This is a genomic window from Nonomuraea sp. NPDC049378 (assembly GCF_055586745.1).
In genome coordinates, this window is sequence record NZ_JBVJHP010000006.1 from 387,488 (window position 1) to 412,653 (window position 25,166).

The following is a 25,166-nucleotide window of genomic DNA, read 5'->3' on the forward strand; positions in this document are numbered from 1 at the left end:
CGCCCCTCCCCCCAGCAGACCCGGTACCGCCCCCCCCCTCCCCCCCCCCCCCCCCCCCCCCCCTCCACCCCCCCCCCCCCCCCCCCCCCCCCCCCCCCCGCGGCCGTCCGGGCGCCGGGGGCCCGGACTGCCGCCGAGCCTGGGGGCGGGCGTCCTGCGGTGGACGCCCGCCCCTGCCGTCACTGCTCGACGTTGGCGTTGTACTTCTGGATGGGCGTCTGCAGCGTGGCGGCGGCGTTCTGCATCGCCTGCTCGGCCGGGGTGCGAGGCTCCTGCCCCTCCCCGGCGGGCACGGCCTGCTCGAGGCCGACCTCGGCCGCCTTCCTGGCCTCGGGCATGACGCCGAGGAGGCAGCCCGACGTGGCCGCCGACGGCTGCTGGGCGCGCAGTTGCGTCACCGCGACCTGGAAGTTGGGGTTGTCGTTCGCCTTGGCCTGCGGGTTGACCGGCACGTATCCGGTCGCCTCGTGCCATTTCGCCTGCTGCTCGGGCGTGTTGGAGAACTTCACGAACTCCCAGGCGGCCCGCTTCTCCGCGTCGCTGTGCCCCGCCGCGTTGATCCACAGGGAGGCGCCGCCGATGATCGTGCCGCCGCTGGAGGAGTCGGACACCTTGGGGAACGGGGCGGTCTTCAGCTCGAACTTGCCCTTCGCGGCCTCGGTGTAGCCGCCGAGGGCGGAGGTCGACTCCAGGTGCAGGGCGATCGTCCCGGTCTTGAACGCGTTCTGGGCCTGGTCGGTCGGCCGGCCGGTGTTGGTGGCGTAGCCCTCCTTCACCAGGTCGCCCAGCCACTGGGCGAACTTGGGCCCCGCGCCGGTGCCGAAGTTCACCTTGGTGGCCAGGCCGTTCCTGCCGTTGCCGTTGTCGCAGTACTCGGCGTTGTCCTGGGCGGTCAGCTGCTCGACGAACCAGCCGTAGAGCGCGGCGTTGAAGCCGAACTGCTTGACCGTTCCGCCCTCCTTGACGGTGAGCTTCTTCGCCCACTCGCCGACCTCGTCGAGCGTGGCCGGCGGCTTGTCCGGGTCGAGCCCGGCCTCCTTCACGGCGTCCGCGTTCATGTAGAGCAGCGGCGCCGAGGAGTTGAACGGCATCGACCAGAGCTTGTTCTTGATCGTGTAGTAGCTGGCGATGTTGGGCTCGATGTTCGCGTTCTGGTCGAACTTGTCCTGCTCGATGAACTTGTACATCGGGACGACCTGCTGGGAGTCGTACATGAACCGCGAGCCGATGTCGTAGATCTGGACCAGCGGGGGCGTGGCCTCCTGCTGGACGGCCTGCTTGTAGGCGACGACCATCTGGTCGTAGTCGCCCTTGAAGACCGGCTTCACGGTGATCTTGTCGTTCACCTTCTTGAAGTCGTCCACCATGGCCTTGATGGCGAGCTCGTTCTTCTCCTTCATCGAGTGCCAGAACTCGATCTCGATCGGTTCGGTGATCGCGTCCGCGCCGGGCGCCGTGGCGGCCTCGCCGCCTTCGCCCGAGCCGGCGTCGCCACCGCAGCCCGTCAGAGCGAGGGAGAGCGCGGCCGTGACCACCAGCCCGTCGCGCGTACGCCGAAATCGGGGTCGTGCCATCTGGGAACTCCGTTTCTTGTTCACGATTACTTCACCGCGCCTGCGGTGAGGCCGCGGATGATGAAGCGCTGCCCGAAGATCACGAGTACGAGGGTGGGCAGCAGCGCGAGGGTGACCCCGGCAAGGATGAGCGTCGGGCTGGACGATTCGGCGTCGTTCAACATGGAGACGCCGATCTGCAGCGTCTTGTACTGGTCGTCGTTGCCGAGGATCAACGGCCAGAAGTACTGGTTCCACGTGGTCATGAACACGTAGACGCCGACGGCGGCGATGGCCGGTTTCGACAGGGGAAGCAGGATCCGCCACAGGAACCGCAGGTGGCCGCATCCGTCCATCACGGCGGCGTCCCGCACCTCGATCGGGAACTGCAGGAACGACTGCCGCAGCAGGAACGTGCCGAAGGCGTGGGCGAGGAAGGGCAGCGTGAGCCCGAGGTAGGTGAGCGGCCCCTTGGTCAGCCCCAGGTCCGAGATCAGCAGGTAGTTGGGCAGGATGATCGCTTCCCACGGCACCATGAGCGTCACCATGAACAGCGCGAACATCGCCGTCTTGGCCCACATCCGCAGGAACGCGAACGCGTAGGCGGCCAGGACGCTCGACAGGAGCTGGCAGATGGTGACGATGCCGGTCTGGATCGCCGAGTTGAGGTACTGCCTGGCCAGCGGGATGGTGTCGAGCGCCGAGCCGTAGTTGCCGAGGTCGATCCCCGTCGGGAGCAGCTTCGGCGGATAGCTTGCCAGGTCGCTCGGCGTCATGATGCCGCCGATGAACGCGTAGTAGAGCGGGAAGACCACCGGGATCGCGCACACGATGAGCACGAGATAGACAACGATCTTGCTCGCGACCGAGGAGGAGGTGGTGCTCATCGGTAGTGGACTCTCCTTTCCAGCACACCGAACTGGATGCCGGTACACGCCAGGACGACCACCAGGAGCACGATCGCCGCGGCGCTGGCCGTGCCGAAGTCCGACGACCCGTAGCTGAAGGCCTTCTCGTAGATCCAGTAGACCAGCGTGGACGTCGCGCCGTCGGGTCCGCCCTTGGTGAGGATGTGGATCTGCCCGAAGCTCTGCAGCGCGTGGATCGTGGAGATCACGATGAGGAAGAAGAGCTGGGGGGAGAGCATGGGAACGGTGATCCGGCTGTGCAACCGCCATCCCGTCGCGCCGTCGAGCCTGGCCGCCTCCACCACCTCCGTGGGGATCGCGCCGACGCCCGCGGAGAGCACGAGGACGTTGTAGCCGAGCGTCATCCAGACCGTGGTGATCGAGATGGAGATCAGGGCCAGGTCCGGCTCGGTCAGCCAGCCGATCCGGTCGACGCCGACGTAGCTGAGGATGCCGTTGGCCATGCCCACGGCCGGGTTGTAGATGAGGGCGAAGATCACCGACGCGGTGGCCACGGAGAAGGCGAACGGCAGCGCGAACACCGTACGGAACATCCGCTGCCCGCTGATGCGCGACTCCAGCAGCAGGACGACCACGAGCGCCCCGACGATCGCCGGGACGACGGTGAAGAGGGCGAACAGCGCCGTGGTCCCCAGCGCCTTGTAGAAGGCCTGGTCGCTGAACATGCCCGCGAAGTTGTCGAGCCCGACGAACTTGTTGGCCCGCCCGATGATGTCCGTCCCCATCGTGGACAGGTAGAACGTCCTGCCCAGCGGATAGAAGACGAAGATGGCAAAAATGATCAGCGAGGGCGCCAGATAGAGCAACGACAACCGGCGCTCGCCCGTCGGTCCCCGTTGCCTGATGGTGCGAGCTTCCATCGTCGCGCAGTCTCACTTTCCGTCAACCTGGGAGGTTATCTTCGTGCTCGCTGGATTCTTCCTATTCAGGACCTGTTTCGGTAGTCCTGGGCACCGAAGCGCATGATGAACGTTCGCGGAACGTTATCCGCGGCGGCAGCCACCACCGTCGGGCGATACGGGTACGCTGGCGCGCGCGAGGCCGGGCCGGCGCGCCTCACGCGCCGGCGGCGGGGGCAGCCGGGGTGCCGGCCCCTCGACCCTCGGGAACACGGCCGAACTCGACGTCATGGAGCGGCGCGGGCCGGCCGTCAGGTGGGGGTCTCGCGCAGGCGCTCCACGCGGATGCCGCGCAGCAGCAGCTCCGACACGACCACCGCGGCCAGCAGGCTGATCAGGAGGGCGACGCCGGCGACGAGGACGACGGGCACCGCCGCCACCTCGTGCGGCAGCGGCGGCGTGACGGGCGGCGAGGTGAACTGCGGGATCCTGCCGAGCGCCACCCGCGCCGCCACCAGCCCCGCCAGCAGCCCGGCCAGGGTGCCCGCCGCGATCGTGATCACCTGCTCCAGCAGGAGCGCCACCCGCAGCGCCGCCACCCTGGCACCGGACGCCTCCAGCGCGGCCAGCTCGTACCCGCGCCTCCTGGCCGACGTGTGGAGCGCGAGCACGGTGCGCCCGAGCGCCAGCGCCGCCGCCGCCAGCGCGGACGCCAGCAGCAGCAACAGCGCGAGCCCCGGCCCTTGCCCGGCGAACGACGCGGTCAGGTCGGCCACGTGCCGCCGCGACACCACCGACAACCCCTGCCGCTCCAGCTCGCGCTCCAGCGCCGCCGTGTCGGTCAGGCCGGTCCACACCTGGTACGCGGCCTTGTCGTGGACGCCGTACGCCATCCGGTCGGCCTGCTCCAGGTTCACCAGGACGCCCGCGTCGGTCAGGCCGGGCGCGGCGGCGGACGCCACGACGGTGCGCACCGGGCCGGCGTAGGCGTTGTCGAGCCCCGGCACCACCCGGGTGCCGATGTCCCCGACCGCGACCGCCGGCGGCCGCTCGTCGTACGTGGCGGGGCGCAGCGTCTGGTTGTCGACCATGGTGATCGCGAACGTGCCGTCGCGCCGGCCCGGGTCGGCGTCCCAGCTCGGCATGGCCAGGGAGCGCCAGCGGCCCTGATCGCGTACCGCCATCCCGGTGACGGTCACCCGTACGAACGCGGGGTCCTCGAACTGCTCGGGCGGGACCGGCTGCCCCCGGAAGGCGCGCAGCTCGCACCGGGCCTGCCGGCAGGCCGGCGGCAGGTTCCATTCGTGCACGCCGGAGCGTCCGGCGAGGTCGCCGAGCGGGAGCTGGGCGGGCCGCAGCTGACCGGGCACCCGGAACGTGACGAACAGCTTCATCGTCCAGCCCTCGGGCGGCCGGTCGTGCTTCACCTCGGCACGGAACCTGTCGCCGCGCACCCACACCCGCGGCTCGGACGGGGTCGGCAGCCTGGCGGCGGCCTGGGCCAGGGACGCGCCGGCCGCCAGGTCGGGCCGCCAGGCCGCGCCCACGGCGGCCAGCCGCTGCGGGTCCGTGGCGATCAGCTGCGGCGGTCCCGGCACCTTGATCACCGGCGCGGCGGTCCGGCCGCCGGGGTCGGCGGCGGCCACGGCGTCGATCAGCCTGCTCGGCTCGACCGGCCGGACCGTGATCGCGGTGGCCGCGCCGTTGTGGAAGCGCGCCGTCTCCGCGTAGTCGCCCGACGTGGCGCTCCACGCCGACACCGCGAACGTGGCCAGCCCGAACGCCGCTCCCAGCACGATCACGCTGCCCGCGGTCACCGGCCCCCTAGCCACCTGCCGCAGCGCCAGGAACGGCCCGAGCCCGCCGCGCCGCCTGGTGACCGGGAACAGCCGCCTGGTCAGCACCGGCAGCGCCCGGGCGGCCAGCAGCGCCACGCCCAGCGCGATCAGCCCGGGCACCGCCAGCGCGCCCGAACTGCTCCCCGACACGTCCGTGATCAGACCGGTGGCCAGCAGCTCGACCAGGCCCACCGCGGTGACCGCGAGGACCACGGCGTCCAGCACCCAGCCGCGGGCCGTACGGCGGGGCGTGCGCCGCCACTCCTCGGTGACCGGCCGCGTCGCCGTACGCCAGGCGGCCATCGCCGCCGCGAGCACGCCGCCCAGCATCGCCGCGACGCCGGCCAGCGCCGCTTCCGGCGGGAAGGTCACCGGGATGCCCGCGGGCAGCAGCGCGCCGATCATCACGCCCGCCGCGGCGTGCCCGGTCAGCAGCCCGAGCGGCACGGCGGCGGCGAGCAGCAGCAGCGGCTCGGCCAGCGCGAACAACCACACCCGCGCCCGCCCGTGCCCGCGCAGCCGGGCCAGCGCGATCTCCGCGCCGCGCGCCCTGACCAGGTCGCCCACGGTCTGGAAGAGCAACATCCAGCCGAGCGCCACCACCTGCGCGATCACCAGGAGCGTCGGCACGCCCAGCGCGCCGGCGCCCGCGGTCACGGCTCTGACCGTGTCCGCCACCCGGGAGAACACGATGTCGCCCGAGGTCCGGCCCGTGGACTCGGCGGTGGCCTGCATCGCGGCGAGTTTCGCGAGGTCGGTCCCCTCCAGCCGGTCCGCGACGATGGAGACGACGGCGTAGTCGGTCCAGCCGCCCTCCTCCCCCTGCCCGCCGGAGACGTTGTACGTCTCCAGCCGGGTCTCCGGCACGGTGAACAGCGCGTCGGCCTTGTCCTGGCTCGGCTCCCCTGTCGGCGAGAACAACGTCCTGCCGAACCAGAACGGGTCGCCGGCCGGCCCCGGCCGGTAGATCCCGACCACGGTGAGCGACGCCGGCTTCCGCCCGGTGGGGGTGTACTCGACGTCCACCACGGCCGACAGCCTGATCTTCTCCCCCACCTTGAACCCCGACGCCTGGCTGGCCATCACCTCCTTGGCCGCGTCCGGGCAGCTGCCCTCGACCAGCGGCAGGTGCCGGCACTGCCCGTCCTGCCAGACCAGCGAGAACGCGCGCCGGTCACCAGGCCGGCCGCTGCTCGCCTCCATCCCGAGCACCGGCGGGCCGGTGAAGTCCGCGCCCGCGGTGAACGCCGCCACCTTGGCCTCGATGCCGCCCTGGGTGGTCGTGTACCGCCAGCCGCGCCCCTCCAGCGGCGCCGCCTTCACCGCGTCCCTGGCGATCGTCGTGCGGGCGGCCGCCGAGTAGATCGGCCCCACGGCCGCCGACGCGATCGGCACGATCGCGATCAGCAGGACGACCAGCGAGAGCGTACGGCGTTCCCAGAGGCCGCGCAGGATCACGGCTCCGCCCTCCTGAGCGCGATGCCGTCGTCGAGCGTCTCGATCCGCGCCATGGAACCGGGCGGCAGCAGGTGGTGGTATTCGGGCGGCACCTGAACGGCGCCCTCCCGGCCGACGACCACGAAGTCCTCGCCACGCCTGCCCTCCGCGCCGACCCGGCCGTCCCTGATCGTCACCGTACGGCTCAGCGCCTCGCTCACCGCGGTGTCGTGCGTGACCACGACCGCGGTCGTGCCGTCGGCCGCGGCGACGTCCTTGATGAGCTCGATCACCCGCGTGCCCGACTCCTCGTCGAGCTGGCTGGTGGGCTCGTCGGCCAGCAGCAGCCTGGGCGCGTTGGCCAGCGCCACGGCGAGGGCGAGGCGCTGCTGCTCGCCGCCGGACATCCGCCCGGCCGGCCGGTTGCCCGCGTCCGCCAGGCCGACCCGGGCCAGCAGGTCGCGGGCACGCCGGCGGGCAGGGACGCGGGCCCCATGGCCGGCCCTATGACCGGCCCTATGACCGGCGCTGTGACCGGCGCTGTGACCGGCGCTGTCGACGGCGCCGGCGCCGCGGCGGGCACGTCCGACGGCGCGCTGGGCGAAGGCGATGTTCTGGGCCGCGGAGAGGTAGCCGATGAGGTTGCGTGCGGGGTTCTGCACCATCATGCCGATGTGCGCCGCCCGCAACCGGTCGAGCCTGCGCTGGTCGAGCCGCCCCACGTCGGTGCCGTCCAGCCACAGGCGGCCCGCGCTCGGGCGCAGCAGCCCGGCCAGCAGCCACAGCAGCGTCGACTTGCCCGCGCCAGAGGGTCCGAGCAGCGCGACCGTCTCGCCCGCCTCGATCGTCAGGTCCACGTCGCGCAACGCGACGACCTCGACGTCCTGCGCCTTGTAGATCTGCACGATCCCGTCGCACCTGACGACGCTCATGTGCGGCCCTCCCGGGTGCCGCGGTCGCGGCTCATGGACGGGCACGGCTCATGGGTGCCCGCCGCGCTCACAGGGCGCTCCTCGACTGCCGGTGGGCCCGGGCGCGCAGCTCGATCACCCGGTCGCAGCGCTCGGCCACCTCGGTGTCGTGCGTGGCGATCACCAGCGTGGTGCCGTCGTCCGTCGCCGCGAGCAGCTCGTCCAGCACGAGCGCGCGGTGCGTCTCGTCCTGCTCGGCCGTCGGCTCGTCGGCCAGCAGCACCTGGGGCCGCAACGCCAGCGCCCTGGCCACCGCGACGCGCTGCTGCTGCCCGCCGGACAGCTCCTCGACCAGGTGGTCGGCGAACTTCGACACCCGCAGCCGCTCCAGCGCCTCCGACGCCAGGCGTACCGCCTCGCGCGGCGTCCGCCCCGACGCCCTGAGCGCCACCTCGACGTTCTCGGCGGCGGTGAGCAGGCTGAGCAGCCCGTACGACTGGAACACCAGCGCCAGCCCGGCCCTCAGCTCCGGCTGCTCGTCGAGGGGCACGCCGCGCACCAGGACCCGGCCGGCGGCGGGCGGGAGCAGCCCGGCCAGCGTGGTCAGCAACGTGGTCTTGCCGGACCCCGACGGGCCCATCAGCGCCACGCGCTCGGCTCGGTCCAGTTCGAGGGTGAGGTCTTCGACGATGGTACGCCCGCCCGCCCGGCAGCTGAGAGCGCGGCAGGCGAGTGTCGGTCCAGGCACCACCCGCGGATCATCCTCCCGACCGGTGATCCACGTCAACGGCGGGGAGGACGCGACCGGGTTGCGAGTCGGCCACGCCGCCCGCCTCCACGCGCCGGGCCGTACGGCTCGGGTGGATCGGCGGGTGAGCCGGAAAGCTCTTCGAGCCCGCTCAGCGCCGCCAGACGACGGGCTTGTCGCGGTAGTCGTCGTCGTCGAACTTGGCGCCGGCGATCGCGATGCCGGTCCTGGCGCCGCCCAGCCTGCAGGACGTGAAGGTCGCTCCGGCCGTGGCGAAGTCCCTGGGCGCGCTCTCGCGCTCGCAGCCCGGCATGCCGCCGGTGACGATCGCGCCGGTGCCGCTGCCGTCCGCGGTCACCAGCGACAGGCTGGGGCCCGACGAGTAGGAGTGGTCGGTGCCGTCCACGTTCTCGACGGTGAAGCGGATGTAATAGGGCGTGATGCCCTTGGCCTGCTGGCCGCGTTCGCGTACGAGGTCGGCCGGGTCGCCCTTCTCCACGGCGGTCACGGTGACGCCGATCGTGCCCTTCCTGAACGGGACCACCGCGCGCTCGCCGAGCTTGAGCCGCGTGCCCGCCGCAGTGGTCTCCGTGGTGGTCTCCGTGGTGGTCTCCGCGCTCGTCCGCCCGGTCTCCTGCTCGGTGCTCTCCTGCTCCGTGGCTTCCTGGGGGGCCGGCTCGCTCTCCTCCGTCTCGGCGGGTGCCGCCGACTCGCGCGCCGGAGCCTGCGCCTGTGCCCGGTTCTCGGCCGAAGGCTGGAGCGCGCCGCAGCCGGCGACCGTGAGGGCGGCGGCCATGCTCAGAACGCCTGCCAGCGCCCGTCGCAGGACCGCGGGGTCATGGGTGATGAACATGGCAAACGATCTTCACGCACCCGTGCGGCGGACGTCGATGGCACAGAGTCCACGATTGTTTAACCGAGCGTCCCCGGCCGCTGTCAGGCGGGCAGCAGGCGCATCAGGAGGTCGCGCGCTCCCGTCAGGCGGCCGGCGACGGCCAGGCGGGTCATCCAGCGCGACGCGGTGACGATGCGCTGGGCGGCCGGGCGCCTCCGGGCGTCGTAGGAACGCAGTGCCCGCGCCACGTCGCCCGCGGACGCGTGCAGGCGGTCGGCGAGTTCGATCGCGTCGAGCAGCGCCTGGCAGGCACCCTGTCCCAGGGCCGGCGCCATCGCGTGCGCCGCGTCGCCGATCAGCGCCACGTTTCCCTTCACGTACGACGCCGGCGGCGGCGCCAGTTCGTGGACCTCGTGCCGCAGCACGGCTCCGTCGTCCGCCTCCGCCAGCACGCGGGGAATGGGATCGTGCCAGTTCGCGAAGCGGGCACGCAGGTCGTCGAGGCTCTCGTCGTTCCCCTCAGGGACCCGTACGGCCGCGTACCAGTTGGTCACCCCCGGAGCCTGCGGCGTCATCCCGAACATCTGCCCGTGGCCCCACGTCTCGCCGTAGTGCGGGGGTTGGTACCCTTCGATCACGCCGCGCCACGCGACGATGCCCGCGTAGCGCGGCCGGGTCTCATCGCCGAAGAACGCCTGGCGGACGGTGCTGCGCACCCCGTCGGCGCCGATCACCAGGTCGTGGCAGACACGCAGGGCGGAGGGGTCGGTGATCTCCACGCCTGTGCTGATCGTCGCGGGGTCCACCTGCCGCAGCAACATCTCGATCAGCGAGGCTCGTGACAACATCCGGACCGGTGTCCCCGCTCGCCGTTCGATGCGTTCCAGGGGCAGGCCGGCCAGGCGCCTGCCGTCAGGCCTGCGGACCTGGGCATGCCGGTAGGGGACGGTGCGCTTGTGCAGGTCGGCTCCCAGCCCCAGGCTCGCCAGCCCGGCCTGGGCGTCCGGCTGGATGCCGAGCGCGGTCCCTTCGGCGACGACCTCGGGCCACCGCTCGTAGATGGAGACCTTCCAGCCGATCGCTCGCAGGGCGATCGCGGTCGTCAGCCCGCCGACGCCGGCGCCGACGATGACAGCTCGTTTCATTCGATCACAGTCCTACAGTCCTATGGTCGGACCCCGGCTCACGCGCCGGTGCTCCTGCTCTGCTCTTCCTCGGCCTGGGACGCCACGCGGCCGCCCGGGCGTGACATCCCGTTGGCCGCCGGCGGGATTCTTCTCTCCAGGGCGAGCGCCATGGCACAGAGCGCCAGGCACCCCACGACCATCAGGCCGACGTACGCTGCGGCCAGGTCGAGGCCCAGCAGCAGGCCGGCGAGCGCCGGCGCGGCCATCGCCCCGCCGTTGAACGCCGCCGCGTTGAGCGCGTTGTACCGGCCGCGGGCGTCGTCGGTGGCCAGGTCGTTGGTGACCGCCGGAACCGTGGGCTGCAGCAGGGTCTCGCCGAAGGCGAACACCGCCATGAAGGCCAGGAGCCCGGCGGTCGCGACCGCGCTGCCGAGCCCGGACCCCGCGGCGCCGAGCAGCAGCCACGCCCCGGCCCACGAACCCGCCATCACGATCATCACCCTGGTGCGGCGGCGGCCGCTGATCCGCGCGAGCACCGGCAGCTGCAGGACGACGATCATCGCGGTGTTGACCGCGTACGCGACGCCGATGGCGCTGGTGGAGACGCCGGCGACCTCCCGCGCGAAGCTGGGCACGCCGGCCTGGAACTGGCCGTACCCCACGAGGACCCCGGTGAAGGTGAGCGCGGCGAGCCAGCGCACCGGCGGCCGCCTGAGGATGGCGCGGTAGCCGGGCGCCGCCGCACGCGGTCCCGGGTCGCGCCGGTCGGGCCCGCGCACGTTCCTGAGCGGTCCCAGCAGCACCACGATCGGCACCAGGGCGGCGGCGGCCTCGGCGAGGTAGATCGTGGTGAACGTGGCCGGGACGTCCACGTCGACGAACAGCCCGCCGACGACGCCTCCCACGCCGATGCCGGCGTTCATGAGCGCGAAGTGCACGCCGAAGAACCGTTGCCGCACGTCTCCGTCGACGACCGCCGCGATCAGCGTGTTGAAGGCGGGAAGCGCCGCACCGAAGTTGAGCCCGATCAGGACGAGCGCGACGGCCGCTGTCCAGGGCCCGGTGGCGAACGCGAGCAGCACGCTGCCGGCCGTCATGGCGCCCTGCCCGCCGATCAGGACGGCGCGGGTGCCGTACCGGTCCACGAGCGAGCCGCTCGGGACGGTGACGACGAATCCGGCGATCGCGACCAGCGACATCAGCGCTCCGGCGACGCCGAGGTCGAACCCGCGGACCTCGCGCAGGTAGATGATCGTGAAGGGGAGCGTGAGGCCGCGCCCGAGCGTCTGCACGGCGATGATCGCGAGCAGCCACCGCCCCTCGGTCGGCAGCCCTCGCCAGAACGTGCGCAGCCAGGCCACGCGGCATCACCTTTCCCGGCCCGCTTGCCGTCAGCTCGCGCGGGCGGCGAACTCGGCGAGGCCGGCCGCTCCCGAGGCGGCGCGGACGGCGATCTCCTCCCCGTCCTCGGTGCGCAGGCCCACGCCGTGCAAGCCGGGACCGCCCGGGACGAACCGCAGCGGCAGCGCGTCGAAGGTCTCCTTGCCCACGTGCTCCTCGACCTCGGCGGGATCGTTGCCGATCTCGAGCCAGGCGACCGCGACCAGGGGACGCTCGTGCGTCATCGGCGCCCTGCGCGCCGGGTGCCCGCTCATGTCCTCGTGGTAGTACCAGTTCGGCAGCCCGCGCGCCCAGGTCATCCCGGCGTCGCCGGGCGCCATGACCGTCGTCGCGGACGATCCGTCGGGGTGCTGGGCGCCCTGGGAGGTCACCACTTCCCCGCCGAGGCGGCGTGCCACCTCCTCGAGGTCGGCGTAGCTGCGCGCCCGCAGGTTCCACGTCATCCAGTGGTCGGCCTGCCGGGTGGTCTGCTCGAACCAGGTGCGGAACGCGCCGACCCCCGGGGGCAGCTCGGCGTAGTGGTCGATGACCGACTCGACGTTGATGAAGGCGTCGCCCGGCAGCGGGATGACCCGGTGAGCGGTGGGCATGACCTGCAGCCACCCTCCCTCGTGGCTGCGCAGCCCGGTTTCGCGGCGCAGCCGCTCCGCGCTCTCGTAAAGGTGACGTACGCCGAGGGTGACGTGGTCGAGATCGTACACAGGCATGTGGGGCCTCCAGGTGGTCCGATGACACCAAAAGCAAATCAGGTTTGAAAGCAAACCTAATGCCCTCGCCGGCACGCCGTCAACGCGCTCACAGGTTTCGCGGAATTCGCCGGCGGATCGTATGCCGATCGGAACACGGTCCCCATTTTCCGGAAGAGCGTTCCGTTTCAGTCGCTGACGCTGTTCGGCAGCGGAGCACGGCCTCCGCCCGAAGGGGTCCGCCGGCACGGCTCCGGCCTCCGCCGTCGCGCCGGGCTATTCTCCGCCGTCGCCGTCGCCGTCGCCGTCGGAGCCGCCGGGCCAGCCCGAATGGCGCTCGGCGTCCCCGCCGCTGTCCGGCCAGCCGTCCTGTCCCTCATCCGGCCAGCCGTTCTCGAACGTGTAGCGCGTCTCCTCCGTCACGGCCAGATCGCCGTTCCGCGCCGCGAACGCCCAGACCACGCCTCCGTGGCGCGGGCGCAGCCGCGCCGGGCCGCGTACCGAGGGGCCGTCGAACAGATCGACCTGCACCGAGCCCGCCGGCAACATCGCCGCGTCGTCGGCTCGCGCGAACGCCAGACGGATGTACTGCGCGCGCCCGTCCACCCGGGCGACGACGGTACGCACCGGGTAGCCCGCCACCGTCCGGCCACGTCGCAGCGCCACACCGGTGAGACCCCGCACCGCCTCCCCGCGGCTCGCGCGCTGCCACGCCCGCCGCATCCTCAGCCTGACGGAGGCCTCGCGCACGCCCGAGGTCCCCGTGATGGCGGCGAGCACCGCCGGGAAGAGGATGAAGACCACCGAGTCGGGCGTGAGGGACCCGTCGCCCTGCCCCGACACCATCATGGTCACGAAGTACACCAGCAGTCCCGTGGCGACGGCCGCGACGCCGAGTGCCGAGGTGGGATCGGGCGCCCCGCGCATGCCGGCACGGCGTGCCGCCCGGAACGCCCTGCTGTCCTCCCGCACGCCGGTCATGCCGAGCCGGCGGCCGGCAGACGAAGTGTCATATGGATCACGAGACATTAGATGCCGGTTCGATGGGCTCGGTTCTCGGTCTCCGGCGCCGCGCCCTTGCCGGCTCTTTGGCCCGGCCTCCTGCGGTGGTGAGGGCTAGGTCCTGCGGACGCCGGTCAGTCGGGCTGGCGGGTGCGCTTCATCGTCTCGCGCTCGTAGGTGAGCAGCGCGTCGATGACCAGCTGCCGCTCCGAGGGAGCCAGGGGCTCCAGCGCGGTCCGCCACGCGTCCGCACCCGCGGCCAGCCAGCCCTCGATCGCCCCGCGGTGCTCGTCGGTGATGCTGACGATGGTCCGCCGCCGGTCGCGCTCGTCCTCGTGCCGGGCGAGGATGCCCTTGCGGCTCAGGTCGCCGACCATGAGGCTGACCGTCGTCGAGGCGACCTCCAGCCCTTCCGCCAGCGTCTTGACCGTGGCCGGGCCGTCGTGCAGCAGGAGAGCCAGCAGCGACAGGTGGCGCGGCGTGAGCGCGAAGTCCTGCAGCTGCTCGGGAACCGGCATGCGCTTGGACCGCGCGATGAGCCGCGGCATCAGCAGGATCATCTCTCGCACACCTTGATCGACGGTCGGGCCGTCCGTGGGCATCGAGTGGTCCCTCTGACTCGCTGGCGGATGTGTCGTGGCTGCTCGGGCACCAAGTATCACGGAGGACGCGGCCCGTTGTCCAACGATCTCCATGGCCGCGTGCCCCTCAGTCCCACCAGCCTCCGGCGAGCTCGACGCCCTCCTTCTCGAGCGCGTCGTGCCAGACGGGGTCACGCAGCAACCGCGCCTCCCAGGCGCGTACGACGCCGTCGGGTCCCGTGACCGCGTCCTCGCGCGACGGGTGCAGGAACAGCTCGCTCGTGCCCTCGGGGAGCGCGGCGAGCCGGCGGAGGTAGTCGTCGCGGAGCCGCTCGTAGGCGCCGAGCTCGTGCGCCGTGCGCCGGTTGGTGGCGATGGTCTGCGGGATGGCCACGCCGAGCGCGTCGGCGAGGGCGACGGCGCGCTCGTGCGCCTGCGCGAGCTGCGGCGGGAGCGGCCCTCCGATGTACGGCTCGGGGTCGCGCGGCAGCCGGAAGGCGAGGCCGTGGCGCGCGCACCATTCGAGCGTCTCGGCGAGCCACGACCGGCCGTGCAGGCCGTAGAGGGTGCCGGCGTGGGAGTCGGCCGCCTCGGGCGCCAGGCTCCGGCCGCGCATCCAGTGCAGCTGCGCGTCCGCCTCCGCCATGACGTCGCGCGCCTCGCCTCGGGCTCCGAGCACGAACGGATCGTCATGGAGGGTCCCGTCGGAGCCGACCAGGCCGGCCACGCCGTGGGCGACGGGACCGTCAGCACCGACCAGGCCGGCCGCGCCGTTGAGCGGCCGCCAGCGCGGGAGCCCGCGCTCGCTCGTGAGGGTCACGTGCAGCCGGGGCACGACGCCGAGCTCCTCGACCTGGGCCGCGGCCTGCTCGGAGGCCGGCGAGACGCAGATGAGCGTCGTGGCGGTGACGTGGCCCTCGGCCAGCAGCGCGACGATGACCTCCGTCGTGCCCTGCTCCCTGCCGAGGTCGTCGGCGGTGATCACGACGCGGCGGGTCATCGGGGACGCTCCGGGGCCGGCTCGTCCGCGGGGCCGGCAGGCCGCCCCGCCGGCCCGGCCGGCTGGCCCGGCCGGCCCGGGGGCCCGGTGGGCGGTGGCCCGGCCGGCTCGGCTGCTTCGGGCGGCGTCTCGGCCGGGACGGAGACGAGTCGCGCCGCGACCGCGCCGATCGCCGTCAGCACGAACGGATAGACGCACAGGTACATCCGGAACGCGAGGCCCGGGTCGGCGCCGGGGTCGTCACCCGAGTTGTAGCCGAAGAACACCCCCAGCGAGGTGAGCGCGAGCCCGGTCACGATCCCGTTGAGCCGGCCGAAGAAGCCGAACGCGGACAGGAAGAGCCCTTCGCGGTGCTCCCCGTTGCGCGCCGCGTCGGCGTCCAGCACGCGCGCGACGATGAGGTCGTTCGTCGCGAGCATGCCCGACCAGCCGGCCCCGACGAGCACGCCCGCGGCGATCGCGGTGACGAGGCCGGTGGCCAGGAACAGGGCGGCGAAGCCGGCCGCGAGGACCGCGAAGGCCAGCCGCCAGGCCCACAGGGCGCCGCGGCGCGCGACGACGCGCGTCCACACGACGAGGCCGCCCGCCGAGATGAGGATGACGATGCCCTGAAGGTAGAGCGCGTTGCCGACAGGGAGCCCGAGCGAGTAGCGGACGTACAGCTGGATGCCCGACAGCACCAGCGCCATGGCCATCCCGTAGCAGGCGCCGGTGAGCCCGACCGTCCAGAACATCGGGTTGCGCACGATCGACCACACGCTGGGCAGCAGCCGCGGCCGCTCGCGCGTGGAGTAGCGGGGACGCTCGCGGGCGCCGAGCGCCATGAACACGATCACGACGAGCGCGATCGCACCGTAGATGACGGCGGTGATCTGGAAGCCCCGGGTGGACTCCTCGGTGCCGAAGACGCTCGTCGTGAGCAGCGGGGTGACCGCGAGCGAGATCACCAGCGCCACGAGCTGGAAACCCTGGCGCAGGCTGTTGGCGACGGCGCGGTCGCGCTCGCGCGGATAGAGCTCGGGGAGCAGCGCGCCGTAGTTCGCGTTGAGCATCGAGTCGAAAGCCTCACACAGGATCGCGAACACCGCGAACCAGAGCACGAGGCCGATGCCCCGCAGGGAGTCGGGCGCGGAGAAGAACGCGATCATGCAGGCGGCGAGCATCGGCGCGCCGGCGAGCAGCCAGGGCCGGCGCCTGCCGAACCGGCTCCTGGTGCGGTCGGAGAGGTGGCCGAGCAGCGGGTTGTCGAGCGCGTCGATGACCGCGTAGATCACCATGACCACGCCGTACGCGCGCACGTCGAGCCCGAGGATGTCGACGTAGAAGAGGATCGTCGATCCCTTGATCATGTTGATCGGGATGGACGTGCCGAACATCCCGATGGCGTAGCGCCACGCGGGAGTCCGCCCCTGGGCGGCGCCCTCACCGGGCTGGGACACACGATCACCTTCCTTGCTGAGCCGACGATGCAGACAACCGGCACAGGATGTCAATGGTGGGATCGTGGCGCTCGCGTCGCCCCTGCCGGGGTCAGAGACCGTAGACGCGGGTGGCCGTCGCCGCGAAGACGTCGCGGATCTCCCCGGCGGATCGCCCGGCGAGCGCGTCCTGCCAGGTGGACAGCAGCGTGGGCAGGTCGGTCCAGAGCTTCTCGACGGGGAAGTTGCTGCCCCACATGCAGCGGCCGGAGCCGAACAGGTCCAGGCACGTGGCCGCCACCCGCTCGATGAGCGGCCGGTCCACGCGGTGCACGAAGGTGCCCTGGCCGGTGAGCTTCACCACGACGTTGGGCTGTTCGGCGAGGAGCCTCATGCCCCGCGTCCACCGCGCGACGGCGGGCGGGGCGGAGTCCACCGGCATCCCGGCGTGGACGAGCACGAACGTCAGCTGCGGGAGGCCGGCCACCAGCTCGGCGGCGTCGTCCATCTGGGCCGGGAACACCTGGAGCTCGAACAGCCAGCCGAGGTCGGCGACCACGGCGAGGTTGCGCCGGAAGACGGGGTCCCGCATGCGGTCGGGGGCGGCGGCGAAACGGAACTCGGGCCGCTCGTGCCAGTGCAGTTGCAGCCGGGTGCCGCGGACGAGCGGGGTGAGGGCGGCCTGGCGGCGCAGCACGTCGGGGGCGTCGTCGGCGAAGAGGTCGGCGCAGCCCACCACGGCGGTGGGCCAGCCGGTCTCGGCATGGACGTCCCGCAGCCAGCGCACCTCGTCCACGGAGCGGTCGAGCGGCCAGTTGGCCTGGACGTAGACCGCCGAGGAGATGCCGCAGGGGGCCGCCTCCGCGACGTACTCGGAGACGAGGTAGTCGCGGCGGATCGGCTCGTACGGGCCGAAGATGCGCGGGACCATCTCCCCTTGCAGCCAGGGCAGGTCGGCGGCGCGCCAGATGTGGTGGTGCGAGTCGACGATCCCGGTCATCGCGGTGCTCCCGAGGGGGTCGTGGGCCAGTGGCGCGCCGCGGTGTGGCGGCGGCCGGACAGGACGGCGGGCAGGCGGCGCACCTCGTCCAGCGCGGTGGCCAGGTCGCGGACGCCGCCGAGGTGATCGAGGCTCGGGAGCTGGGCAGACATGGCGCGCGTGGCGGGGCGGTAGGCGGGCGAGCAGGCCAGCGGGGACCACCAGACGAGCCGGTGGCCGAGCCGCGACAGCCGGGCGGTGGCGCGGACCATGGGGGCGGGGTCGCCGCGTTCGAGCCCGTCGGACAGGACGATCACGAGCGCGCCGCGGGCGAGCGCGGCGAAGCGCGGGTTGGCCAGGAAACGTTCCAGCGACGCGCCGATGGCCGTGCCTCCGTCGGCGTCCGTGACCAGCGCCGACACCGACGCCAGCGCCTGGCCGGCGTGCGGGTGCGCCAGCGCGGCGGTGACCCGGGTGAGCCGGGTGCCGAAGGTGAACACCTCGGTGCGGGCCGGCGCGGCGCGCAGCGCGGTGTGCGCCACCCGCAGGAGGTCCGGGGTGTGCTGCCGCAGCGAGCCCGAGACGTCGACCAGGATCAGCAGGCGGCGGGGGCGGGGCGGGCGGACGAGGTGGCGCAGCTCGATGATCTCCCCGTCGTGGCGGTGGGCGCGCCGCCACGCGTGCCGCACGTCCAGCCGGTCGCCCGACCCGCCCGACCGGGCCGGGCGGCGGCGCCGTGACGCGGTGGCGGGCAGCGCGGCGGGCCAGGCGGCTTCGAGGGCGCGCATGAGCGTGCCCTCGCGGGTCCGGCCGAAGTCCCGCGTGCCGTAGGTGCTCAGGGTGCTGGCCTCGGTGCCGTCACCCGGCCGGGCCTCGCCGGCCGGCGAATCGTCCTCGCCGGGACCGCCGGGGGACGGTACGCCGTCGTCCCTCGGGACCGGCGGGTCACCGGGGGCGCCGTGCCGGAACCAGGCGGCGAAGACGCGGTCGAAGGCGGGCAGGTCGGCCACGTCCTGGAGCAGGGTGATCCGGGCGGACCAGTACAGCGCGGTCATGCCGGACGGCGGGGACTCCGCGATCACCCGCAGCAGGTCGGCCCGCTTGGCCGGCGCGGTGCGGAGCCCGGCCTCGCGCAGCGCGGCCAGGAACCCCCACAGGTGATCCGCGGCGAGCCCGGCCGGATCGGCCCCCGTCCAGCCACTCGGGCGGGCGTCAGGCATCGCTGAACACGTCCTCGGCGTGGCCGAGGAGGAGCCGGGTGTCCTCCTCGTCCTTGATCAGCAGGCCGAGGGCCCGGCGCAGGGCCAGGGGCCACGGTTCGCCGCCCTCCGCCAGCGCCAGGGCGCCGCGGGCCCACTCCACCGACTCGGCGATGCCGGGCCGCTTGAGCAGCGGCAGCCCTCGTACGCGCTGGACCGCCCGGACGAGCCCGTCGGCCGCGCGCTCCTCCAGCCCGGGCACGGACGCGCGGAGGATCGCCCGCTCGCGTCCCGGTTCGGGGAAGGCGATCCAGTGGTAGAGGCAGCGCCGCTTGAGCGCGTCGTGCAGCTCGCGCGTCCGGTTGGAGGTCAGCACCACGATCGGCGGCGTGCTGGCCCGCACGGTGCCGAGCTCAGGGATCGTGATCTGGTGGTCGCCGAGGAACTCCAGCAGGAACGCCTCGAACTCGCTGTCGGCCCGGTCGATCTCGTCGATCAGCAGCACCGCGCCCCGCTCGGCCTGTACGGCGCGCAGCAGCGGGCGGCGCAGCAGGAACTCCTCTCGGTACAGGTCGCCGACGTCCTGGCCGCGGCTCTCGGCCACCCGGACGTGGAGGAGCTGCTTGGGGTGGTCCCACTCGTAGAGGGCCTGGCCGGAGTCCAGCCCTTCGAAGCACTGCAGGCGGATCAGCTCCAGGCCGGTGATCCGCGACAGCACCGAGGCCACCTCGGTCTTCCCGACGCCCGGCTCGCCCTCCAGCAGCAGCGGCCGTCTCAGGCGCAGCGCCAGGTGGACGGCCGTGGACAGCCCTTCGTCCGCGAAATAGCCCTCCCTCTCGAGCGCCGCGGCCAGCTCGCCGGGGCCGGGGGTCACAGCTGCGCGTGCTCGGTGGTCAGCAGGTGGATGCGCGAGGAGGTGTGCGCGGACGCGTCGGCCGCCGCCGCCTTGCCGTGCTCGGAGCCGAACGCGGCGGCACGGGCGTCCTCGTCGTCGAAGTACAGCTCGTGCACCGAGTCGTACGCCGCGCCGTCGCCGTTGACGACGTTGACCGTGTACTTGCGCAGGCCGGGCAACTTCCTGGCGAACTCGACGTGTTCCTCCAAGGCCCACGTGGCGTAGTCGTCACGGGACAGGCCCTCGGCGCGCTTGAGCAGCGACATGACCTTCAGCATGGTTCCTCCGTCCTCAAGGCGTCCAGCCCTCGCAGGACGCGTTCCGGGGTGAACGGCATCGCCGTCAGGCGCACGCCGCAGGCATCGAAGATCGCGTTGGCGATGGCCGGGATCGGGGCGTTGGCCGTCATCTCGCCGATCCCCTTCGCTCCGTACGGCCCGTTCGCGGCCGGGCGTTCCAGGAGCAGGCTGTGCTGGACCGGGAGGTCGGCGGGCCCCGGCATCAGGTAGGAGGCGAAGTCGCGCGGGCCGTGGTCGCGGAGCGGGTAGTACGGCTCGGTGGTCTCGAACAGGGCGTGCGACACGCCCATCCACGCCCCGCCCTCCACCTGCTGCGTCGCCATGGCCGGGTTGAGCGCCCTGCCCACCTCGTAGGTGTTGAACAGCTCCAGCACCTCGACCATCCCGGTCTCGTCGTCGACCTCGACGACGGCGACCGTGCACGCGTGCGCCTGGCAGGAGTCGGGGTCCATCTCCCCCGTCTCGGGGACGGGCGCGCTCGGCTCCTTCAGGTAGACGCCGCGGCCGGAGATCGTCCGCCCGTGCCTGAAGTGCGCGGCCATGGCCAGGTCGGTGACGTGGATGCGCTTGTCCTGCGCGCCCTTGACCATGACGAAGCCGCTGCCGTCGGTCTCCAGGTCCGCGGCGTCGACCTCCAGCTCCTCGGCGGCCACCTCCAGCATCACGCCGCGCGCCTCGGCCGCGGCCATGATGACGGCGTTGCCGACGCGGTGGCTGCCGCGGCTGGCGAAGGTGCCCATGCAGTGCGGGCCGGTGTCGGTGTCGGCGGTGTCGACGAGCACGTTCCCGATCGGCAGGCCGAGCGTCTCCGCGGCGCACTGGGCGGCGATCGTCTTGATGCCCTGGCCCAGGTCGACCGAGGAGAGCGAGACCACGAACGTGCCGGTGGTCGTGGCGTGGACCAGCGCCTGCGAGGGGTCGCCGCCCAGGTTCATGCCGGTGGGGTAGTTCACCGACGCGTACCCCCGGCCGCGCAGCTTCGCCATCGCTACAGCCCCTCTCGGGTCGTGGAGGACATCCTGCGGTACACCTCGGGCAGCTCGTGGCCGGCCAGCTCCGCCGCCTTCTGGATCACCTCGACCAGGGCCGTGCCCTCGGCGATCTTGCGGTGGGCCTTGAGGTCGCCGTCGCGGTAGGCGTTGAGCAGCCGGAGCTGGAGCGGGTCCATGTCGAGGGCGCGGGCGATCCGGTCCATCTGCGACTCCAGCGCGAAGTCGGCTATGGTCACGCCGAACCCGCGCATGGCGCTGGACGGCGTGCGGTTGGTGAACACGCAGTGGCAGTCGGCCCACACGTTGGGGATGGCGTAGGGGCCGGGCAGGTGCGCGGCGGCCTTGGTGGTGCCGTACGGGCTGTGGCGGGCGTACGCGCCGGCGTCGACGTACAGGGTGACCTTGCGGCCGATGATGCGGCCGTCGTCCATCACGGCGTCCTTGATGGAGATGCGCTCGGCCGCGCGCGGCGAGGAGACCTGCATCTCCTCGGCCCGGTCGTAGACGAACTTGACCGGGCGGTCGACCGCCATCGCGGCGACGCACGCGATCGGCTCGGCCACCACGTCCACCTTGCCGCCGAAGCCGCCGCCGACCGTTCCGCCCACGATGCGCAGCCTGTTGAACGGCACGCCCAGGATCAGCGCGGTGTTGTCCAGGGTGAAGAAGCACGCCTGGGTGTCGGAGTGGATGCGCAGCCGCCCGTCGGCCTGCGGGACGACGACGCAGCCGGTGGTCTCGACGGGCGCCTGCTCGATCGGCGACGACTGGTAGCGCCACTCGAAGACGTGGTCGGCCCGGCCGAACGCCTCCTCCACGTCGCCGAACCGGATCCGCCGGCAGTGGTGGCCCTCGTAGACGAAGTGGTTCTGCCCCTGGTACTCGTTGACCAGCGGCGCGCCCTCCTTCAGCGCCTCCTCGACGTCGAAGACGGGCGGCAGGTCCTCGTAGCCGACCTCGATCCTGGCCGCGCCCTCCAGCGCGGCCGCCTCGGTCTCGGCGACCACGGCGCAGATGGGCTCGCCGAGGTAGCGCACCTTGTCCACGGCGAGGACGGGCTCGTCGTCCGGCTCGACGCCGATCAGCTTGAGCACGGTGTAGACGTTGTTCGGGACGTCGGCGTGGGTGAGGACGCGCAGCACGCCGGGCACGGCCAGCGCCCCGGTCACGTCCACGTGGGCGATCCTCGCGTGGTGCCGGGCCGAGCGGTGCATCCTGAGGTGCGCGAGCCGCGGCGGAGCCACGTCCTCGAAGAACTCGGTGCGTCCCGTGACGTGCCCGCGCGCGTCGGCGCGCTGCACCACCGAGCCGATGACGGTGAGGTGGCCGCCGTCTCGCTCGGCCGCGAAGGCGCCGGTGTCGATGGGGGCGGGCCGGTACGTCATCGCGGCACCTCCTGCTCCCGGCGCCGCCTGGCCGCCTCCATGATGGCGACCACGATGGGCCGGTAGCCGGTGCACCGGCAGACGTTGCCCGAGATCGCCTCGATGACGTCGTCCTCGCCGGGGTCGGGGTTCCGGTCGAGCAGCGCCTCGGCGACCATGATCATGCCGGAGGTGCAGAAGCCGCACTGGGTGGCGAAGCAGTCGATGAAGGCGCTCTGCACCTCGTCCAGCTCGCCTCCGGCGGTGACACCCTCCAGCGTGCGGACGGATCCGCCCGCGACGGTCTCCACCGCGACCAGGCAGGCGGCCTCGGGCCGGCCGTCGACGAGGACCGTGCAGGTGCCGCAGGCGCCCTGCGCGCAGCCTCGTTTGGCCGCGATCAGCCCCAGCGATTCGCGCAGGCAGGCGAGCAGCGTGGTCCCCGGCGCGGCGATGAACTCCCGCCGCTCACCGTTGACGACGAGCGAGACGATCTGTGACGGCACGATCCCACCTCTTCTGGTGCGGGCGCTTCACGGGGGAGGACACGGCTGGTGCCGGCGCTTCACGGGAGGAAGGCACGGCGCAGGTGCACGGGCAGGACTCGCGCCCGATACCACGCGCTGGCGTAGGCGTCGTCGAAGGGGTCGATGTCGGCGCGGGCCGCCTCGCCTGCCTCGGTGAGGCTCTCCGGTGTCAGCGGCCGGCCGCTCAGCAGGCGTTCCGCGGACACCGCGCGCACGGGCCGCGGGGCGAGGCCGCCCAGCGCGATCCGGCGGTCGCCGGCCGAGGTCACGGAGGCGACGGTGACGATGGCCGCCGAGTTCAGGCGGCGGCGCATGGCCTTGTGGTAGTGCCAGGCTCCCGGCTCCGGCAGCGTGACCCGTACGGCGACGACCACCTCGCCCGCGGCGATCCCGGCGGCCAGGACGTCGGCCACCGGCGCTGCTCTCCGGCCTGCCGGGCCGGCGATCTCGCAGGTCGCGTCGAGGGCGAGCAGGCAGACGGCCAGGTCGCCGTACGGCTGCGCGACGAACAGGTTGCCGCCCACGGTGGCCTGGTTCCTGATGGTCGGCGAGGCGATGGTGCGCAGCGCCGGCCGCAGGAAGGCGAGGCCGGGGTGCTCGCCCACGGCGGTGAGCGTGGCCGCGGCCCCGATGGTGGCCACCCCGTCGTTCACCTCGACGCCGCCGAGCCCGGCGCGGCGCAGGCTGACCAGTTCGGTCGCTGCCGCGGACCCGCCGGCGACCAGGGGCATGACAACCGTGCCTCCGCCCATGATCTGACCGCCCCGCGCCGAGCAGGCGACCACGCCGTCGAGGGACTCCGGTACGTGCACCGCCTGGATCGCCATGCGCGGCCTCCTTGCGCCGAGGTTCCCCTGATTATCGATAATTGATTATCGACAGGAAGGCGTCAAGAGATCGTGCTTCATCGATAATCGGTAGGATCGTTCCCGTGACCGAAGAGCCCTCCAAGCTGCCGCGTCTCACGCTGGCCCGGCAGATCCGCGACTCGCTGGTCGGCAGGATCGTCTCCGGCCAGGTCAGGCCCGGTGAGCGGCTGGTGGAGACGCGGCTCGCGGCCACCTACGGCACCAGCCAGGCGCCCGTACGCGAGGCGCTGCGCGAGCTGGAGGCCATGCGGCTGGTGGAGACCCAGCCGCGCAGGGGCACCTTCGTGCGGCCCTTCATCCAGGAGACGCTGCGCGAGAGCTATGTCGTGCGCGCCGCGCTGGAGGAGACGGCCACCCGGCTGGCCCTGCTGGCCGGCACCGTGCCGGTGGAGTCGCTGCGGGCCGACGTGGAGGCGATGCGGACCGCCGCCGCACGCGGCGACAGCGAGGCGGCGACCCGGGCGAGCGTGTCCTTCCACCGGCACATCGTCGAGGCCGCGCACAACGAGCTGCTCAAGCTCACCTGGGAGGGCCTGCAGATCGAGGCACGCACGTCGGTCACGATGGTCGCGACCGAGGTCGACCTGCACGACATCGTCCGCGACCACGCCGAGCTGCTGGCCGCGATCGAGGGCGGTGACCTGGAGACGGCATGCCGTCAGGCCCGCGACCACCAGTGGCACTACGCCGACCTCCCGCACGACGCCCACGGGCGCATGCGCGACTCGGCGACGGGCTGACCGCGCCGCCCTGGCCGCCCTGGCCGCCCTGGCCGGCGGCGTGCTTTCCGGCTCGGCGACGGGCCGGTCGGGTCACGCGCCGCCCGGCCCGGTGGTGCGCTTCGCAGGCTCGGCCACGGGGTGGCCGGGTCACGCGCCGCCCGGCTCGGCGGCCCGCTCCCACATCGACCTCATCTCGTCGAACCCCTGCTCCATGATCTCCACCATGGCCTGCCTGGCCCGCTCGCCGTCGCGCCGCTGGATCGCGTGGGCCACGTCGGTGTGCAGTTGCAGCGCCTGCTCGTCCGGGTAGTGGGGCATCAGGTGATAGTGGTGACGGCCGGCGAGCACCTCGGCGACGATCAGCTGCAGCTCCTCGAACATCTCGTTGCCCGAGGCGGCCAGCACCCGCCGGTGGAAGTCGATGTCGAGGACGAGGAAGCGCGCCTCGTCACCGGCCTTGCCGGCGGCCCACAGCTTGGCCGAGACCCCGACTAACTCGCTCGCCTCGTCGTCGTCGATCCGCTCGGCGGCGAGCGAAGCGGCGTGCGGCTCGATCGCGGTGCGCAGCTCGGTGATCGAGCGCAGCTGCGCCATCCGGGCGTCGGAGGCGAGCCGCCAGCGGATCACCCGTGGATCGAAGACCTTCCACGCCTTGGCCGGCTGGATCATGACACCGACCCGGCGCCGGGACTCGATGAGCCCCATGGAGGCGAGCACCCGCAGCACCTCGCGGATCACCGAGCGGGAGACCTGGCAGCGGTCGACCAGGTCGTCGATGCTCAGGACGGAACCGGCGGCCATCTCGCCGCTGCAGATGGCGGTGCCGAGGTGGTCGAGGACACGCGCGTGCAGCCCAGCCTCGGCAGGGGCACGCTGGGTGGGTGCGCCCCCTGGGGCTGAAGACTGATCCACGGGATAAAGCATATCAGTTAGAAGTCAGCTCTTGAATAAATCAGCTTATTTGTCCTAGCATCCCGGCATTAAGCGGATGCTATGAGAGCGTGGCGCTGTTCCG

Annotated in this window: 24 protein-coding genes; 1 reads left to right on the top strand and 23 read right to left on the bottom strand. The window is 72.6% G+C overall.

Going from position 1 to position 25,166, the window contains the following annotated elements; genetic code table 11:
• Window positions 1-179: 179 nt before the first annotated feature.
• The 22 genes from ACZ6SA_RS16110 to ACZ6SA_RS16215 form a co-directional block, all read right to left on the bottom strand.
• Entirely contained in the window at window positions 180-1,574 is a 1,395-nt protein-coding gene (locus ACZ6SA_RS16110) for an ABC transporter substrate-binding protein (protein WP_347642311.1), read from the bottom strand.
• A 26-nt stretch (window positions 1,575-1,600) separates the two neighbouring features.
• Entirely contained in the window at window positions 1,601-2,440 is an 840-nt protein-coding gene (locus ACZ6SA_RS16115) for a carbohydrate ABC transporter permease (RefSeq protein WP_347642310.1), read from the bottom strand.
• Window positions 2,437-3,342, bottom strand: a complete 906-nt coding sequence (locus ACZ6SA_RS16120; protein WP_347642309.1) for a carbohydrate ABC transporter permease — start codon at window positions 3,340-3,342, stop codon at window positions 2,437-2,439. The genes ACZ6SA_RS16115 and ACZ6SA_RS16120 overlap by 4 nt, the downstream gene beginning before the upstream one ends.
• 290 nt (window positions 3,343-3,632) lie before the next feature.
• Window positions 3,633-6,617, bottom strand: coding sequence for an FtsX-like permease family protein (locus ACZ6SA_RS16125; protein ID WP_465828574.1), 2,985 nt, complete (start codon window positions 6,615-6,617; stop codon window positions 3,633-3,635).
• Window positions 6,614-7,528, bottom strand: a complete 915-nt coding sequence (locus ACZ6SA_RS16130) for an ABC transporter ATP-binding protein (RefSeq protein ID WP_465828576.1) — start codon at window positions 7,526-7,528, stop codon at window positions 6,614-6,616. Before ACZ6SA_RS16130 ends, ACZ6SA_RS16125 begins: the two co-directional genes overlap by 4 nt.
• Window positions 7,529-7,595: 67 nt before the next feature.
• A complete protein-coding gene (locus ACZ6SA_RS16135) occupies window positions 7,596-8,255 on the bottom strand; it encodes an ABC transporter ATP-binding protein (RefSeq protein WP_443150748.1) in 660 nt (219 codons plus the stop codon).
• Between the two features lie 151 nt (window positions 8,256-8,406).
• The gene (locus ACZ6SA_RS16140; RefSeq protein WP_465828578.1) at window positions 8,407-9,108 is read right to left on the bottom strand and encodes a hypothetical protein; all 702 of its coding nucleotides are present in this window, start codon (window positions 9,106-9,108) and stop codon (window positions 8,407-8,409) included.
• Window positions 9,109-9,191: 83 nt separating this feature from the next.
• Complete coding sequence (locus ACZ6SA_RS16145; protein ID WP_465828580.1) at window positions 9,192-10,235, bottom strand: FAD-dependent monooxygenase; 1,044 nt, start codon at window positions 10,233-10,235, stop codon at window positions 9,192-9,194.
• A 38-nt stretch (window positions 10,236-10,273) separates the two neighbouring features.
• A complete protein-coding gene (locus ACZ6SA_RS16150) occupies window positions 10,274-11,578 on the bottom strand; it encodes an MFS transporter (RefSeq protein WP_465828581.1) in 1,305 nt (434 codons plus the stop codon).
• Window positions 11,579-11,608: 30 nt separating this feature from the next.
• Window positions 11,609-12,325, bottom strand: a complete 717-nt coding sequence (locus tag ACZ6SA_RS16155) for a VOC family protein (RefSeq protein WP_465828583.1) — start codon at window positions 12,323-12,325, stop codon at window positions 11,609-11,611.
• Window positions 12,326-12,580: 255 nt separating this feature from the next.
• Window positions 12,581-13,285: a hypothetical protein gene (locus ACZ6SA_RS16160; RefSeq protein WP_465828584.1), complete on the bottom strand. Its 705-nt coding sequence runs from the start codon at window positions 13,283-13,285 to the stop codon at window positions 12,581-12,583.
• Window positions 13,286-13,440: 155 nt separating this feature from the next.
• Window positions 13,441-13,866: a MarR family winged helix-turn-helix transcriptional regulator gene (locus ACZ6SA_RS16165; protein WP_347642300.1), complete on the bottom strand. Its 426-nt coding sequence runs from the start codon at window positions 13,864-13,866 to the stop codon at window positions 13,441-13,443.
• Window positions 13,867-14,014: 148 nt separating this feature from the next.
• Window positions 14,015-14,887: a carbohydrate deacetylase gene (locus ACZ6SA_RS16170; RefSeq protein WP_465828586.1), complete on the bottom strand. Its 873-nt coding sequence runs from the start codon at window positions 14,885-14,887 to the stop codon at window positions 14,015-14,017.
• The gene (locus ACZ6SA_RS16175; RefSeq protein ID WP_465828587.1) at window positions 14,884-16,326 is read right to left on the bottom strand and encodes an MFS transporter; all 1,443 of its coding nucleotides are present in this window, start codon (window positions 16,324-16,326) and stop codon (window positions 14,884-14,886) included. Before ACZ6SA_RS16175 ends, ACZ6SA_RS16170 begins: the two co-directional genes overlap by 4 nt.
• A gap of 91 nt (window positions 16,327-16,417) precedes the next feature.
• On the bottom strand, window positions 16,418-17,305 hold the full coding sequence (locus tag ACZ6SA_RS16180; RefSeq protein WP_347642297.1) for an amidohydrolase family protein: 888 nt from the start codon (window positions 17,303-17,305) through the stop codon (window positions 16,418-16,420).
• Entirely contained in the window at window positions 17,302-18,504 is a 1,203-nt protein-coding gene (locus ACZ6SA_RS16185; protein ID WP_465828589.1) for a vWA domain-containing protein, read from the bottom strand. The genes ACZ6SA_RS16180 and ACZ6SA_RS16185 overlap by 4 nt, the downstream gene beginning before the upstream one ends.
• Complete coding sequence (locus ACZ6SA_RS16190) at window positions 18,497-19,357, bottom strand: AAA family ATPase (protein WP_465828591.1); 861 nt, start codon at window positions 19,355-19,357, stop codon at window positions 18,497-18,499. The genes ACZ6SA_RS16185 and ACZ6SA_RS16190 overlap by 8 nt, the downstream gene beginning before the upstream one ends.
• Window positions 19,354-19,656 carry an EthD family reductase gene (locus tag ACZ6SA_RS16195; protein WP_347642294.1) on the bottom strand — a complete coding sequence of 101 codons (303 nt, stop codon included), beginning with the start codon at window positions 19,654-19,656 and terminating at the stop codon, window positions 19,354-19,356. The genes ACZ6SA_RS16190 and ACZ6SA_RS16195 overlap by 4 nt, the downstream gene beginning before the upstream one ends.
• A complete protein-coding gene (locus ACZ6SA_RS16200; RefSeq protein WP_347642293.1) occupies window positions 19,650-20,663 on the bottom strand; it encodes a xanthine dehydrogenase family protein molybdopterin-binding subunit in 1,014 nt (337 codons plus the stop codon). The genes ACZ6SA_RS16195 and ACZ6SA_RS16200 overlap by 7 nt, the downstream gene beginning before the upstream one ends.
• Window positions 20,664-20,665: 2 nt before the next feature.
• A complete protein-coding gene (locus tag ACZ6SA_RS16205; RefSeq protein WP_465828593.1) occupies window positions 20,666-22,054 on the bottom strand; it encodes a xanthine dehydrogenase family protein molybdopterin-binding subunit in 1,389 nt (462 codons plus the stop codon).
• Entirely contained in the window at window positions 22,051-22,539 is a 489-nt protein-coding gene (locus tag ACZ6SA_RS16210) for a (2Fe-2S)-binding protein (RefSeq protein ID WP_465828595.1), read from the bottom strand. Before ACZ6SA_RS16210 ends, ACZ6SA_RS16205 begins: the two co-directional genes overlap by 4 nt.
• A 59-nt stretch (window positions 22,540-22,598) precedes the next feature.
• On the bottom strand, window positions 22,599-23,387 hold the full coding sequence (locus ACZ6SA_RS16215; RefSeq protein ID WP_347642290.1) for an FAD binding domain-containing protein: 789 nt from the start codon (window positions 23,385-23,387) through the stop codon (window positions 22,599-22,601).
• A gap of 104 nt (window positions 23,388-23,491) precedes the next feature.
• Here ACZ6SA_RS16215 and ACZ6SA_RS16220 point away from each other — a divergent pair, with 104 nt between their 5' ends.
• Complete coding sequence (locus ACZ6SA_RS16220; RefSeq protein ID WP_347642289.1) at window positions 23,492-24,169, top strand: GntR family transcriptional regulator; 678 nt, start codon at window positions 23,492-23,494, stop codon at window positions 24,167-24,169.
• A gap of 129 nt (window positions 24,170-24,298) precedes the next feature.
• Here ACZ6SA_RS16220 and ACZ6SA_RS16225 read toward each other — a convergent pair whose 3' ends face one another.
• A complete protein-coding gene (locus ACZ6SA_RS16225; protein ID WP_347642288.1) occupies window positions 24,299-25,063 on the bottom strand; it encodes a FadR/GntR family transcriptional regulator in 765 nt (254 codons plus the stop codon).
• Window positions 25,064-25,166: the final 103 nt, after the last annotated feature.

Bases quoted from the DNA above. Each gene is read 5' to 3' on its own strand.
- ACZ6SA_RS16145 (WP_465828580.1), bottom strand. From the start codon at position 10,235: ATGAAACGAGCTGTCATCGTCGGCGCCGGCGTCGGCGGGCTGACGACC.
- ACZ6SA_RS16155 (WP_465828583.1), bottom strand. From the start codon at position 12,325: ATGCCTGTGTACGATCTCGACCACGTCACCCTCGGCGTACGTCACCTT.
- ACZ6SA_RS16165 (WP_347642300.1), bottom strand. From the start codon at position 13,866: ATGATCCTGCTGATGCCGCGGCTCATCGCGCGGTCCAAGCGCATGCCG.
- ACZ6SA_RS16215 (WP_347642290.1), bottom strand. From the start codon at position 23,387: ATGGCGATCCAGGCGGTGCACGTACCGGAGTCCCTCGACGGCGTGGTC.
- ACZ6SA_RS16120 (WP_347642309.1), bottom strand. From the start codon at position 3,342: ATGGAAGCTCGCACCATCAGGCAACGGGGACCGACGGGCGAGCGCCGG.
- ACZ6SA_RS16110 (WP_347642311.1), bottom strand. From the start codon at position 1,574: ATGGCACGACCCCGATTTCGGCGTACGCGCGACGGGCTGGTGGTCACG.
- ACZ6SA_RS16195 (WP_347642294.1), bottom strand. From the start codon at position 19,656: ATGCTGAAGGTCATGTCGCTGCTCAAGCGCGCCGAGGGCCTGTCCCGT.
- ACZ6SA_RS16115 (WP_347642310.1), bottom strand. From the start codon at position 2,440: ATGAGCACCACCTCCTCCTCGGTCGCGAGCAAGATCGTTGTCTATCTC.
- ACZ6SA_RS16140 (WP_465828578.1), bottom strand. From the start codon at position 9,108: ATGTTCATCACCCATGACCCCGCGGTCCTGCGACGGGCGCTGGCAGGC.
- ACZ6SA_RS16170 (WP_465828586.1), bottom strand. From the start codon at position 14,887: ATGACCCGCCGCGTCGTGATCACCGCCGACGACCTCGGCAGGGAGCAG.
- ACZ6SA_RS16200 (WP_347642293.1), bottom strand. From the start codon at position 20,663: ATGGCGAAGCTGCGCGGCCGGGGGTACGCGTCGGTGAACTACCCCACC.
- ACZ6SA_RS16130 (WP_465828576.1), bottom strand. From the start codon at position 7,528: ATGAGCGTCGTCAGGTGCGACGGGATCGTGCAGATCTACAAGGCGCAG.
- ACZ6SA_RS16205 (WP_465828593.1), bottom strand. From the start codon at position 22,054: ATGACGTACCGGCCCGCCCCCATCGACACCGGCGCCTTCGCGGCCGAG.
- ACZ6SA_RS16185 (WP_465828589.1), bottom strand. From the start codon at position 18,504: ATGCCTGACGCCCGCCCGAGTGGCTGGACGGGGGCCGATCCGGCCGGG.
- ACZ6SA_RS16180 (WP_347642297.1), bottom strand. From the start codon at position 17,305: ATGACCGGGATCGTCGACTCGCACCACCACATCTGGCGCGCCGCCGAC.
- ACZ6SA_RS16160 (WP_465828584.1), bottom strand. From the start codon at position 13,285: ATGACCGGCGTGCGGGAGGACAGCAGGGCGTTCCGGGCGGCACGCCGT.